Source organism: Sphingobacterium faecium (genome assembly GCF_003054045.1).
GTDB classification, from domain to species: domain Bacteria; phylum Bacteroidota; class Bacteroidia; order Sphingobacteriales; family Sphingobacteriaceae; genus Sphingobacterium; species Sphingobacterium faecium.
The window spans coordinates 323,051-336,130 of sequence record NZ_QBKH01000001.1 but is presented as its reverse complement, the minus strand read 5'-3'; the positions used below and the strand labels follow the sequence as shown (position 1 = coordinate 336,130).

Here is a 13,080-nt window from a genome sequence, read left to right as displayed (position 1 = left end):
CGCATATCCATTAATTCATTTTTTTTCAATACTTTTGTTTACGCTTTAGGGGTATTCTGTAAAGAATTGAGAGAGTCCCTTTGAACCTGATCCGGCTAACACCGGCGTAGGGAAAAGCAATCAGTCCATCTACTTATCCGGACTGTTGTTATGGATTTTTCCTAAAGCTTTTATTGTTAAAAATATAAGAATGGAAAAAAAACTCTGGCAACACATCATTCAGGTAAGAAATACCTCGCCTCTTATTCACAATATCACCAATTATGTGGTGATGAATAATACCGCTAATGCACTATTGGCAGTGGGGGCATCACCGATCATGGCACACGCCAAATCTGAGGTCGAAGAAATGGTAACGCTATCGCATGCACTGGTCATCAACATCGGTACGCTGGACGAATATTGGACCGAATCGATGTTCATAGCATCTAAAAAAGCAGATTCGGTCAAGAAGCCTTGGGTCTTAGATCCTGTAGGTGCAGGTGCGACCTCCTATCGCGATACTGTTTTAAATCAACTGTTGTTTTTTAAGCCTACCGTCATTAGAGGGAATGCTTCTGAAATCATTGCTCTTGCAAAAACAGCAGATGTAGTGACAAAAGGGGTTGATAGTACCGCGATCAGTACCGAGGCTATTGAGGCTGCTCGCAATCTACACGCCAAAACTGGCGCAATCATATGCATTTCAGGTGAAACAGATATCATCATCAGCCAAAATCAATGTATATACTTGAAGAATGGAAATTCAATGATGACCAAGGTGACCGGATTAGGTTGTACTGCATCAGCTCTAATCGCTGCGTTTATTGCTGTTGTTGACCATAAAACGGAGGCTGTTGCTGCTGCGATGAGTCTATTGAGCATAGCAGGAGAATTAGCGGCAAATGAGAGTGCTGGTCCTGGAAGTCTACAGACCCATATCCTAGACAAACTCTATAATATCACAGAACACGAATTTCTTACCCATTTAAAAATCGTCCAATCATGAACCTGCACCCCTCATTTCCTTATCCTCTCTATTTAGTGATTTCGGAAAAGGACTGCCGAGGACGTGATTTCCTTCAAGTTGCTGAATATGCCATTCGTGGAGGTGTGGATATAATTCAACTGCGTGAAAAAGAGATCACGACTAAAGAGTTTATTTATAAAGCCCTGAAATTGAAAGAGATTACCGATAAATATCATATCCCACTGATCATCAATGATCAGGCTGAGGTAGCTGAAAAAATAAAGGCTGCTGGAATCCATGTTGGAAATCAGGATGTCGCTCCTGCTGTGCTACGCCGTCAACATTCTTTTGAGCATAAATTCATTGGCTATTCTATAGAATATCTCCCTCAATTAGATGACGAAAACACCGCTGTAGCAGATTATTTAGGTATCAGCCCCATATTTAATACGAAAACGAAAACAGATACCGTAACGGAATGGGGCTTGAGTGGATTAGCAATGATCCGTTCTCGTACGGATAAGCCCTTGGTTGCAATCGGAAATGTCCGATTGGAAAATGCGTCAGCAATCGTAAAAGCGGGAGCCGATTCTTTAGCGGTGGTATCCGCGATCTGTGGTGCTGACCATCCAGAACAAGCTGCTTATGCGATTAAAAATGAACTATTAAAATGAAGCCCTCAGGAGCATATGCACAAAAACTGCTTCATATGACTCACGATAGCTTCATCATCAAACACAAACCGAGACTTCGCGCTCAGAAAGTAATGATACGAATGAAAAAATACACCTATCCTTCGGTGCTCACCATTGCTGGTTTTGACGGTAGTGGCGGAGCAGGCATTCAGGCCGACATTAAAACCTTTTCAGCTTTAGGCTGCTATGCTACGTCAGTCCTTACTGCACTACCGGTTCAAAATACACAAGGGGTACAAAAAATATATCCCATTCCGATAGCAGCTGTATCCGACCAGATCGCCTCGATCTTAGATGATATTATGCCTGCTGCTATTAAAATAGGCATGGTCCATACCCCCCAACTGGTGGAAACAATCGCGACTTCTTTAAGTCATTATCCAAAGATCCCGATCGTCTTTGATCCTGTCATGGTGGCGACAAGTGGTCATACACTTATTGAGGCAGATACCATCCAAACCATAATGGACAAGCTATTTCCAATAGCCGACATCATTACTCCAAATATGGACGAAGCTGCACTATTGGCTGGCATTGATGTGAAAACTCTGGACGATATGCACCAGGCGGCAAAGATTATTCAAACCTTAGGCTGTAAACATGTTCTTGTTAAAGGGGGACACCAACAAACGGCTACTCTAACCTCATTATTTTTTGAAGAAAATGGCCAGTACACAGCCTTTGAAACGAAAAAATTTGCGACAAAAAATACACATGGATCGGGTTGCACACTTTCCTCAGCAATCGCCGCTTACGTGGCACGTGGAGAAAATTTTCATACCGCAGTAGCATTAGCGCAAGATTATATCTACGAAGCTATTAAACATGGAAAAGATGTCGTAATCGGAAAAGGCAATGGCCCTCTTAACCACTTTTTTAACCCTGATAAATTAATTAAAAATGAATTGGTCTGAAATCACTTGGAATCAAATTGAAAATAACTACCAGTCTATCTTAGACATGCCCTTTATTACTGAACTAGCTGCTGGAAATCTACCTATACATAAATTTCAGTTTTATATGGCTCAAGATTCACTCTATCTGGAACACTTCGGAAGAGCATTAGCACTGATCGCAGCTCGGGCAAATGATGTAGATACTACTTTAAACTATATCAAGTATGCGGAAACAGCGATTGTGGTCGAAAATGCCCTTCATCATGCATACTTTCAGGATTTTGGTTTAACGGAAAAGGGAACGATGCAACCTGTGTGTCATCACTACGTACACTTTTTAAAAAGTACGGCAGCACTAGACGCCGTTGAAATCGCTATGGCTGCGGTACTCCCCTGCTTTTGGATCTATAAAAAGGTCGGTGATCATATCCTTAATCAGGTGAACAGTAGCAGTAATCCGTACCAAAAATGGATTGATACCTATGGTGGTGAAGACTTTGCAACTGCCGTCCAGCAAGCCATTGATCTGTGCGACAAGGCAGCAGCGGAAGCATCACCGACCATTAGAGAAAAAATGACCGAAGCTTTTATTACAGCTTCAAAAATGGAATATTATTTCTGGGAAGCTGCTTATGATATTAAAAGCTGGATTTAATGGAAAAGAGGTTAAATCCTATTATTCATTTCAGTTATGAAAAATAGTTAGCACGCTACCTGTTTACTAAAATTATAGCAAAAAGTTAAATAAAGAGCGTAAAAGTGGGATTACTTGTTGGATTTCAGCGATCTCTTCTTGACAAGAAGGGATCGCTTGTTCGTAATCAAGGATCACCACTTCACAACAAGGAGTTACCTGTTTGCAATTAGGGATCACCACTTCACAACAAAGAGTCACTTGTTTGCAATCAGGAATCACAATTTCACAACAAGGAGTCACTTGTTTGTAATAAGAGATTACCACTTCACAACAAGGGTTCACTTGTTTGCAATTAGGGATCACAATTTTACAACAAGGGTTCACCTGTTTGCAATAAGGGAATACTACTTCACAACAAGGGATCACTTGTTTGCGATAAGGGAACACAACTTCACCATAGGTGATCGCTTGTTTGCAGTAAGGGAACACAGCTTCATCATAAGGGATCGTTTTTGCTAAAGAAACATCAGCAGTTTGAGATATACTGATCCAACCTCGACAACAAGACGTCACTTGTTTCAAACATGCAACTCCCTGTATGAAACAAATGATTTGACTTCAGACATCTTATTCCCCTTCTTCACAAGAAAGGGCTGCTTCTTCTGAAGAAAGGGCTGCACAAAGCTAAGAAGTGGTCACAGAATGGGCGGTTTTAGGCTAAAAAAAGCTTAAATAAGCTTTAAAAGGTGTTTTTAAATATTAAAATCCCAATTTATTGTTTTTTTACTAATCCACTCCAAATGGTTGCATTAATAACTTTATGCAACCAAATACTTTCGGTTTACTCCAGTTTTCGCAAAATCATCAGGAATAAAATTTAGGATCCTCACAGCTGCGGTACTGCCATCTCATGATGGGATGATTTACCATGATAGTAAAGTTGACCCGTACAGCTTGATCGATCAGATGACGAATCTGTTTTTTTTCTTGAGTAGCTTATTAAAAAAGATCATCAATCCCTATTAAAGTATGATCTTAAAGGAAATTAAGCCAATCACATCTCTACACGAGACATTGTATTTGGTAAATAACTTTTTTTCTCTCAAATTTGTAAATATTACATATAAATACCAGTATTTAATTTCTGAACCAGTAACAGGAGATATTTTTAAATAAAACAAACTAAAAATATGATGGAAATAAAAATTTTGAGCTTAGCTGACATCAATGATCAAATTGCCGAAGAGATAGCAGCGCTTTTTAAACAGCTCAGTCCTCAAAAAAAGCAATTGCCGTTAACTGAAATATTGAAGGATGAAAATCCCATATCATTCGTTTACTGTTTAATTGATCAGCATGTAGCAGGGATAGCTAGTATATGTACTTATCAAGTAATTTCAGGTAGCAAAGGATGGATCGAGGACGTGGTGGTGAATGAGCAATATAGAGGTAGAGGTATCGGAAAAAAACTCATTGAAAAAATATTAGAAATTGGCCATGAGAAAAAGCTTAAGGAGATTTTACTCTACACAGAAGATCATCGCGAAGCCGCTTTAAACCTTTATCAAGGTATCGGCTTTCAAGCTAAAGAAAGCAAAATTTATTATATTAAAAATGAACAGGTTTAAAACTTGAGCCTTTAGAGCTAGCGTATACAAAATTTCTGCATCACATATTTAATTCTTATTTGATGTACATGTTGCCACAAAAAACACAACTTTACACCTATATTATAGCACCAAAATAAACAACCCCATGTATAGAATTTGTATCAGTATCCTATTGTTCTCTTTTTTCTCCTGTATAGCACAGCAAAAAACACAAACTTTTTCTGCTGACCACCCTGCAATTACTTATACTGGAAGAATTGATTTTTCAGATCCTAAATTGCCCACTTTCTATGCTCCTGGGGTGTACTTTGAGTTCGATTACGAAGGATCCTATTGTGACATTATACTTATCGATGAAGAATTATATGGAAAAAATCATAATTACATCAGTATACTCATCGATCAGGAACCGGTGCAACGATTGAAGCTTGCCTCGAAGGAAAATAAAATACGGATTGGTGAAAAGCTTGCTGCAGGTCGACATCACGTATTGATCTGTAAAGGAACAGAAGCAAATATAGGGTCCCTAGCATTAAAGAATATCCAAGCAGAACAGATTTACAAATCATTGGACCAAACGACCCGCAAAATCGAATTTTATGGCAATTCCATCACCTGTGGGACTGGCTCCAACCTCAGCATCCCCTGCGGCACAGGAGAATGGTCTGACCAGCACGATGCCTATGCAGCGTATGGCCCCATTTTAGCACGTAGTCTCCATGCAAAATGGCAGTTGACATCATACTCAGGAATAGGTCTTATGCATTCGTGTTGTGATCTAAAATTTACAATGCCTGATATTTATGATAAAATAAATTTGCGCGACAATCGCATCAATTGGAACTTTTCCACTTATCAACCCGATTTAGTCTGTGTGACACTTGGACAGAATGATGGTCTTCAACCTGCTGAATTATTTATAAAGAATTATATTGACTTTCTAAAGAAGCTACGTCAAAAATATCCTCAAGCAGAAATTTTATGTTTAAGCAGCCCAATGGCAGATCCGGAACTTAAATCCTATTTTGCCTTACAATTACCTGAAATTGTGAAGCGTGCAGATGACACGAACATCAACTATTATCTCTTTCAAAAATCTTACAATTCTGGATGCGACAGCCATCCTGATGCGCAGGAACATGTGCAGATCGCACAAGAACTGGAGCATGCTATCCTAAAACAATATAACTGGAAAAAATAGAACCAAAAAAATAGCAAAATAGTATCAATACAGTAACCTACAAAAAATAGCTTAAATAAACATTTTCTGGTTTAAATAGTTCGAATATTATTAAGATTGGTCATAATAGTATTAAAGATCTACTTGAATTATCTCCATATTTGGATAATTATAACCAAGAAATAAAGCTATGTTAAACATTCTACAAAGATCCCTACTTACAGTGGGCTTTTTTACATTATGTCTCCATTCTGCTTATGCCCAACAATCCGGAAATCGGGTAATCACAGGTATAGTCCAAAATGCAGAGGGACAAAAACTTCCTGGCGTCAACGTTACGGTAAAGGGGACCAATACCGTTGCCGCGACAGATAGTCAAGGAAAATATACCATCACGATCCCATCAAACGCTAAGAGTTTAGTGTTTTCCTTTGTCGGTTCCAAAGCTCAAGAAGTTACTATTGCAGATAAAAACACCATTAACATCTCTTTAGAGCCCTTTAGCAATACTTTGGATGAATTGGTCGTGATCGGATACGGTTCTGTCCGTAAAGCAAATGTTACTTCTTCCATTTCTTCTATCTCTGAAAAAGATTTTAAGGACCAACCCGTAGCTGGAATAGATCAAGCACTGCAGGGTAAAGTCGCAGGTGTAACGGTGACCAACAATGGCGGTCAGCCCGGAGGTGGCGTTTCCGTTAAAGTACGTGGTATTACCTCAGTCAATGGAACAGAACCTCTTTATGTGATCGACGGAGTTCCGATCCTAACCAGTACAAACTCGGTCTCACAAGACCAACTTGGAGGAAAAGGTGGTCAGACCGAGCAGTCTGTCCTCGCCACATTAAATCCAAATGACATTTTATCGATTGACATCTTAAAAGATGCCTCGGCACAAGCTATTTACGGATCATTGGGTGCCAATGGCGTAATCCTAGTCACAACTAAGAAAGGAAAAGCCGGTGAAGGTAAATTTACCTATGATGGCTATTATGGTATCCAGCAGGTGGCAAAAAAACTCAACATCATGAACTTGCCACAGTACGCAACCTATTATAATTCATTAATCCCCGAAGTATTCAAAGCTTCTGGAACTGCACTCAACGAGATCGGTGAACTCAAAGATCCCACAATATTGGGTAAGGGTACCGATTGGCAAGATGCATTATTCCAAACTGGCCATACGAGCAATCATCAATTAGCATTCTCTGGAGGGCACAACAAAACGTCTTACTATTTTTCGCTCAATTCATTTGATCAAAAGGGTACCATCATTGGTTCAGATTTTAATCGGTTAGCCAGTAGATTTGCATTGGATCAAGAAGTGAAACCTTGGTTAAAAGCAGGTATTACCGCAAACTTATCCCGTTCTAATCAAGGGATTACCCTTACCGACGGAGTAGAAACGCCCACAGCAATCGTTTTATATAATAGTCCTGCAACCCCTATTAAAGATGCAAATGGCAACTATATCACGACAAGTTCTTTAGGTAACAATACGTTTGGCAATGCCAATGGCAATCCAATTGCTACTGCACTTTTGCGTGAAGTAAATGCGATCCAAAATAAAGCTTTTGGTAATATTTATGCGGAACTGAAATTTACCGATTATCTGACGCTAAGAAATGAAGTAAACTATGATTTCCAATTAGCAGAAAATACCGCATTCCAGCCCAAAATAGATAATCAGAATACTGGTCAAAGTATTCTTTCTCCCAGTAAATTGCGAGAAGATCGAAACACAAGTCATTTTTGGGCTTTGAGAAATTTCTTAAATTTCAACAAAGGATTTGGTGCTAAACACTGGGTGTCGGCCGTATTAGGACATGAAGCACAGGAATCACACTATAATGGACATTACATCAGTGCCATCGACCTAGATCAAAATATCAAATCTATTAATGCAGGAACTGTTGTACCTTCCGGAACAAACTCCACCACCAGTTCATGGGCTATGGAATCTTATTTCGGTCGCGCGAGCTATACATTCGACAATAAATATGCGATCTCCGGATCCCTACGTCGTGATGGGGCTTCGAGCTTTGGAGAAAATAGGAAACATGGAACTTTTACAGCTATCTCCGGTGCATGGACAATGACTTCGGAAAAGTTTGCTGAAAACTGGAATGCGATCGATTATCTCAAATTTCGTGTTGGTTATGGTACAGTAGGAAATCAGAATTCTCCGGTTCAAAATGCATACTCTACCAATATTCGCCTCTTCCCTATTTCTCCATTTGGCAAAGGAGGTATTCCCGCCAATGTCGGAAATCCAAATTTAGGATGGGAGTCTGTGAAAACGACAAATGCAGGTTTTGACTTAACCCTATTGAAGAAAAAATTAGAAATAACCGTAGATGTTTATAATAAAGTGACCACGGATATGATTCTTTCCACCACACTACCAGTATTTGCAGGATTAGATCCAAACCCACCCTACAATGCCTATAAAGAAATTGAACCTCCGGTTACAAATGCGGGCAAAATGTCCAATAAAGGTATTGATATCGGAATCACCAGTTACAATATACAACGCGACAATTTCACTTGGAAAACAAGCGTTGTATTTTCACACTATAAAAATAAATTGGTTAGCCTAAACTCGGAAAATGCGTTACTGCGTGGCGTAGAGCAAGATTTCACGGGCTCTACTTCTGTCGTTAACATTACGCGAGCAGGACATGCAGTCGGTACCTTCTATGGATATGTCACGGACGGATTATTCCGTTCGATGGACGAACTCAATAATGGTACGGATTGGGGATTGGCTGTAGGTCCAACAGGTTTATATTTAGGAGATGTACGGTATAAAGATTTAAATGGTGATGGAAAAATAGGCTCTGAAGACGTGACCACTATTGGAGATCCTAACCCGACCTTCAATTACGGGATCACCAATAATTTTACCTACAAAAATTTTGACATATCTATTTTCCTACAAGGAGTGCAGGGTTCAAAAATTTTTAACTGGACAAAGAAATATACCGAATCACTTTCAAATCCTTTTTTAAATCAATCTGCTGATGTTTTAAACCGCTATACAGAATCCAACCCCAACGCATCTATTCCGCGTTTTGTCAACCAATGGCACAGTAACAATACCAAAAATTCTGACCGCTATATTGAAGATGGCTCTTATTTGAGAATTCAAAATATTGCCATTGGTTATAACCTTCCGGAACGTTGGATGAAATCGGTGAAAGCCTCTAGTGCAAGAATTTATTTATCCGCACAAAACTTATATACGTTTACCAAATACTCCGGGTATGATCCCGAGATCGGTTCGTTCAATAAATCAGTCTTATCTCAAAATGTGGATAATGGTCACTATCCAAATCCAAGAACATTTACGATCGGAGCTAATATTCAATTCTAATTTCCATCATCATGAAAAGATATCAATTTATATATATGATCCTCGGGCTTGGCTTTATGCTTACTGCTTGTAAAAAGGAATTTCTAAATAAACCCTCTGAAAATAATCCAACCTTAGATACCTATTACAATACTGCAGAAGAGGTATATGCGGCTACTGGTTATCTTTATAATTCGGTTTGGTACGACTACACCGACAAATCGTTCCATGCTATCGGGGAAACACTAGCTGGGAATATGTTAACCGAAACAGGGCCCAATTATGATGGTGGTAGTTTTAATAATTTCACCGTCCTGAGTACCGATGGACTGGTTGCTTCTGCATGGCGCTCACTCTATAAAGTTGCGGGTACAGCTACTGTTTTGGCTTCGACTTTCGAGCAGAAAAAAACCACTTCTGGAGATAAAGATTATTTGAATATCGCTATTGCCGAATCCCGTTTTATTCGCGCAGTTGCCTACTTTTACTTAACCAGAATATACAAGGATATTCCTATTGTCAATGATCCAGTTGCGTTAGCTGGATCAGGTAATTACAATGTACCCCGTTATATCCAATCGGATGTATTACGCTTTATCTTAGAAGACTTAGCATTTGCTGAACAAAATCTTCCGACCACTCCCTATCAAAAAGGTCGAGTTTCGTCCCTTTCTGCTTCAGGAATGATGGCTAAAGTACATTTATATCAAAAGAATTATGAGAAGGCCAAAGAAAAAGCGCAACTCGTCATTAGTTCCGGAAAATATGATCTATATCCAAATTATGAGGAAATGTTCACCAGTTCTAAAGCAAATAATAATCAAGAGTCTTTATTCGCATTGCAGTGGATAGCAGATGGTGGTTATGGTTATGCCAATGCTGTCAATGCTTATGCAGCACCGAGTACCTTAATGAAACCCGACAAAGGAACTGGGTACTCATCCGTCTATCCAACTATCGATATGTTAGAATCTTATGCCGCACAAGATAGACGCCGTAAATGGTCAAATATGGAACAAGGTTTTTTCCGAGCGGATTGGAAAAATGTCAATTTTCCAAATGGTTTTACCTACGATACCACCGGCACAAACTATGAAACAACGACTACTCTTAGAAATGGTTCTCGAGCAAATTCGCTTAAATATGTCGTAGGTCCAGGTTCCAATGGTGAAAAATTATCTGATAATGGATCTTCTGATATCTGTACCTATATTTTACGTTATGCTGATATTTTACTTATTTATGCCGAGGCGACATTAGGAACCCAAGCGAGCACTTCAGATGCAACCGCATTAAATGCTTTCAATAAGGTTCACAATCGAGCGGGAAATTTCAACAACATCCCAGCTACATCTTTAACTGCAGACCTAATCTTTAAAGAAAGACGTGCCGAATTTGCTTATGAAGGCGATTTTTGGTTTGATGTGCAAAGAAGAGGTTTTGATTTTGCGAAGCAATTTGTGTCCAAACAGGAACGTGGTTCTTATACCGGTAATGGAATCAGCACATTCAAAACGACGATCAATAATGAAGCGCAGTTGTTTTTACCTATTCCGCAATCGGAAACTGTCTCTGATCCTGAATTATTAAAACCAGCAGTTCCTTATTACACGAATTAATCCCCTATAAAAATGAAAAATATATTAAAACCATTATTTATATCCATCGGGATGTTATGTGCAGTCGGAGTTTTTATAGGCTGTAAAAAAGAAGAAAGCAACTTAAGTGAGCCTTCCACCAATCCCAATCCACAAGAAATATCACCGGGCCAAGGTGCCGCAGGAGAAGTATTGACACTAAAAGGCACAGGATTAGGTGGAATTAAAACAATCTATTTTGAAAAAGATAGTATTGAAGCCACCTTAAATCCCAATTTCAATACAGACCATGCCGTGATCTTCCGTATTCCAGATGATGCAATACCTGCAGACCAAAATATTGTTTTTATCAATTACAAAGACGTCAAATTTACCGTTCCTTTTAAAGTACTGGGTCTTCCAAACATACTCGAAGTAGCCAATTATAACTTTAAAGGAAATGGTGAGCTTACACTGACGGGTAAGAATTTTGCGGATATCTCCGAAGCTAAATTTGTCAAGGATGAGCAAGCAGTGATTCAAATTGTTTCGAAAACGGCTACTTCCATCACCTTGAAAATCCCTGTTGTTGAATTTACACAATCCAAATTAATCTTGACTAATGAAGCAGGTAGTATCACCAGTAAAGATGATTTTGTCAATTTAGATAAAGCTTTAGTGTTGTTTTATGAAGATATGGAGCAAGGTCTTGTCAATGGTTCATGGGGACCGGCAGAAGTATCCAGTGAAGCTGCTAAATCAGGAACACATTCTTTCAAGATGACTTATAATAAAGGAAATTGGTCGGCTAATGGATTTGCCAATTGGTCAGGAGGAATTAGCGTTCCTGTCGAATATACCTATATTTCATTCTGGTTAAAAGGTGGTACATCGGATCAGACGTTATATATCACCTCGAATACTCGAAATGTTGCCTATGGCAATTCGGATCGGAATACTGAACTTATTGTCAAGGCCAATAAATGGAATTACTTTAAATTGAAAACCGCAGATATAGATCAGTTTGTCAACGGTAGAAATATCGTTCAATTGGGATTTTGGCTTCCGGGTCCTGATGATGCTAATCAAAATATCTATTTAGATGATCTCATCTTTATTAAATAGTACCCTGTAAAAGGCGATCTTCGGATCGCCTTTTACATTACACAAATATCCGCGAGCCCGAAAAATTCTCCCTAAATTCGGTCGGCGTGCATCCCTTTTTCTTTTTAAAAATACGATTGAAATTGGAAATGTTATTAAAGCCACAGGTGAATGACACCTCTGCTACCGCATGTGTGGTTTCAATTAATAATCGGGTCGCATGCCCCAATCGAATTTCTGTTAACGAATCTATAAACGTGTTACCCGTTCGCTTTTTTATAAATCGGGAAAATGAAACCTCTGTCATATTGACCAATTTGGCAATTTCTTTCAACGATATTGGCTTACCATAATGGGCATTCATATATTCAAATGCCTTATCAAGCCGTCTGCTATTATACGAGAAATTGTCTACCTGAATAAAATTATCTCCCGATAAGGTTTGCACCCCGCGTGAAGAAGATAGATCCCGTAAGATGAGCATCAGGGAAATCACAGAATCAAATCCTGATTTTTTATCCAGATCTTTTATCCGAGGGGCTATCATCTCAATGGCTTCTTTGGAAAAACTCAAGCCTTTGGATGATAATTCGAACATTTTTTTAATGAAATTAAGTTGATTGCGCTTTAGAAATTTTTCATCAAATAAATCCTTATGCCACTGTACCGTGATCTCCTGAATTTCCTCAGATTGACATTGGTGGGTAAACCAGGCATGGGGAAGATTGGGTCCTACCAATACCAATTCCAGTTCATCGATCGTTTCGATATGATTGCCGATAATACGCCTCGCTCCTTGTCCATTTATAATCAGGTTTAATTCATATTCATCATGATAATGCAGCGGAAAATCAAACTCCTTCTTGATGCGACTGAACATCGTAAAACAATCTGACTGCGTTAGTGGTGTTATTTCCTTAATGATATTGGTATGATCCATGATGTTTACAATTGGTATACTAATCTAGTATTTTTTATCAGATGTGATAAATAAATATTAAATAAATTTTAAATAAAAATAGGTTTCATATCATTTAAACAAATGATAATGTCAGATTATCAATCAATATTGTTAAA

The 13,080-nt window shown here is 38.8% G+C and carries 11 protein-coding genes and 1 riboswitch; of the genes, 9 read left to right on the top strand and 2 right to left on the bottom strand.

Annotated features, from left to right (window positions below):
- The first annotated feature begins 37 nt into the window (after positions 1–37).
- A riboswitch (TPP riboswitch) is annotated at positions 38–130 on the top strand.
- A gap of 60 nt (positions 131–190) precedes the next feature.
- The 4 genes from thiM to tenA are packed head-to-tail and all read left to right on the top strand — an operon-like array spanning position 191 to position 3,195.
- Positions 191–988, top strand: coding sequence for a hydroxyethylthiazole kinase (gene thiM / locus C8N37_RS01460; RefSeq protein WP_186812859.1), 798 nt, complete (start codon positions 191–193; stop codon positions 986–988).
- Positions 985–1,623 (top strand): thiamine phosphate synthase, encoded by a 639-nt coding sequence (thiE, locus tag C8N37_RS01455; protein ID WP_108157215.1) that lies wholly within the window; start codon positions 985–987, stop codon positions 1,621–1,623. The genes thiM and thiE overlap by 4 nt, the downstream gene beginning before the upstream one ends.
- A complete protein-coding gene (gene thiD / locus C8N37_RS01450) occupies positions 1,620–2,558 on the top strand; it encodes a bifunctional hydroxymethylpyrimidine kinase/phosphomethylpyrimidine kinase (RefSeq protein ID WP_244914312.1) in 939 nt (312 codons plus the stop codon). Before thiE ends, thiD begins: the two co-directional genes overlap by 4 nt.
- Complete coding sequence (gene tenA, locus C8N37_RS01445; protein WP_108157214.1) at positions 2,545–3,195, top strand: thiaminase II; 651 nt, start codon at positions 2,545–2,547, stop codon at positions 3,193–3,195. Before thiD ends, tenA begins: the two co-directional genes overlap by 14 nt.
- Before the next feature lie 72 nt (positions 3,196–3,267).
- Here the strand turns inward: tenA and C8N37_RS01440 are convergent, their stop codons facing one another.
- Complete coding sequence (locus C8N37_RS01440) at positions 3,268–3,759, bottom strand: hypothetical protein (RefSeq protein WP_108157213.1); 492 nt, start codon at positions 3,757–3,759, stop codon at positions 3,268–3,270.
- 608 nt (positions 3,760–4,367) lie between these two features.
- Here C8N37_RS01440 and C8N37_RS01435 point away from each other — a divergent pair.
- From C8N37_RS01435 to C8N37_RS01415, 5 genes are all read left to right on the top strand, one after another.
- The gene (locus tag C8N37_RS01435; protein WP_244914311.1) at positions 4,368–4,805 is read left to right on the top strand and encodes a GNAT family N-acetyltransferase; all 438 of its coding nucleotides are present in this window, start codon (positions 4,368–4,370) and stop codon (positions 4,803–4,805) included.
- Between the two features lie 127 nt (positions 4,806–4,932).
- Positions 4,933–5,988 carry an SGNH/GDSL hydrolase family protein gene (locus tag C8N37_RS01430; RefSeq protein WP_108157212.1) on the top strand — a complete coding sequence of 352 codons (1,056 nt, stop codon included), beginning with the start codon at positions 4,933–4,935 and terminating at the stop codon, positions 5,986–5,988.
- Between the two features lie 169 nt (positions 5,989–6,157).
- Positions 6,158–9,343 (top strand): SusC/RagA family TonB-linked outer membrane protein, encoded by a 3,186-nt coding sequence (locus C8N37_RS01425; protein ID WP_108157211.1) that lies wholly within the window; start codon positions 6,158–6,160, stop codon positions 9,341–9,343.
- A gap of 11 nt (positions 9,344–9,354) precedes the next feature.
- Positions 9,355–10,941, top strand: coding sequence for a RagB/SusD family nutrient uptake outer membrane protein (locus C8N37_RS01420; RefSeq protein ID WP_108157210.1), 1,587 nt, complete (start codon positions 9,355–9,357; stop codon positions 10,939–10,941).
- A gap of 12 nt (positions 10,942–10,953) precedes the next feature.
- On the top strand, positions 10,954–12,024 hold the full coding sequence (locus C8N37_RS01415) for a cell shape determination protein CcmA (RefSeq protein WP_108157209.1): 1,071 nt from the start codon (positions 10,954–10,956) through the stop codon (positions 12,022–12,024).
- Between the two features lie 37 nt (positions 12,025–12,061).
- On the opposite strand, the gene C8N37_RS01410 is transcribed toward C8N37_RS01415, so the two are convergent.
- Positions 12,062–12,943 carry a helix-turn-helix domain-containing protein gene (locus C8N37_RS01410; RefSeq protein WP_045754442.1) on the bottom strand — a complete coding sequence of 294 codons (882 nt, stop codon included), beginning with the start codon at positions 12,941–12,943 and terminating at the stop codon, positions 12,062–12,064.
- Between the last annotated feature and the right edge of the window lie 137 nt (positions 12,944–13,080).

Coding starts and splice junctions, on each gene's coding strand:
- thiM (WP_186812859.1), top strand. CDS start 191: ATGGAAAAAAAACTCTGGCAACACATCATTCAGGTAAGAAATACCTCG.
- C8N37_RS01410 (WP_045754442.1), bottom strand. CDS start 12,943: ATGGATCATACCAATATCATTAAGGAAATAACACCACTAACGCAGTCA.
- C8N37_RS01435 (WP_244914311.1), top strand. CDS start 4,368: ATGATGGAAATAAAAATTTTGAGCTTAGCTGACATCAATGATCAAATT.
- thiD (WP_244914312.1), top strand. CDS start 1,620: ATGAAGCCCTCAGGAGCATATGCACAAAAACTGCTTCATATGACTCAC.
- C8N37_RS01415 (WP_108157209.1), top strand. CDS start 10,954: ATGAAAAATATATTAAAACCATTATTTATATCCATCGGGATGTTATGT.
- thiE (WP_108157215.1), top strand. CDS start 985: ATGAACCTGCACCCCTCATTTCCTTATCCTCTCTATTTAGTGATTTCG.
- C8N37_RS01425 (WP_108157211.1), top strand. CDS start 6,158: ATGTTAAACATTCTACAAAGATCCCTACTTACAGTGGGCTTTTTTACA.
- C8N37_RS01430 (WP_108157212.1), top strand. CDS start 4,933: ATGTATAGAATTTGTATCAGTATCCTATTGTTCTCTTTTTTCTCCTGT.
- tenA (WP_108157214.1), top strand. CDS start 2,545: ATGAATTGGTCTGAAATCACTTGGAATCAAATTGAAAATAACTACCAG.
- C8N37_RS01420 (WP_108157210.1), top strand. CDS start 9,355: ATGAAAAGATATCAATTTATATATATGATCCTCGGGCTTGGCTTTATG.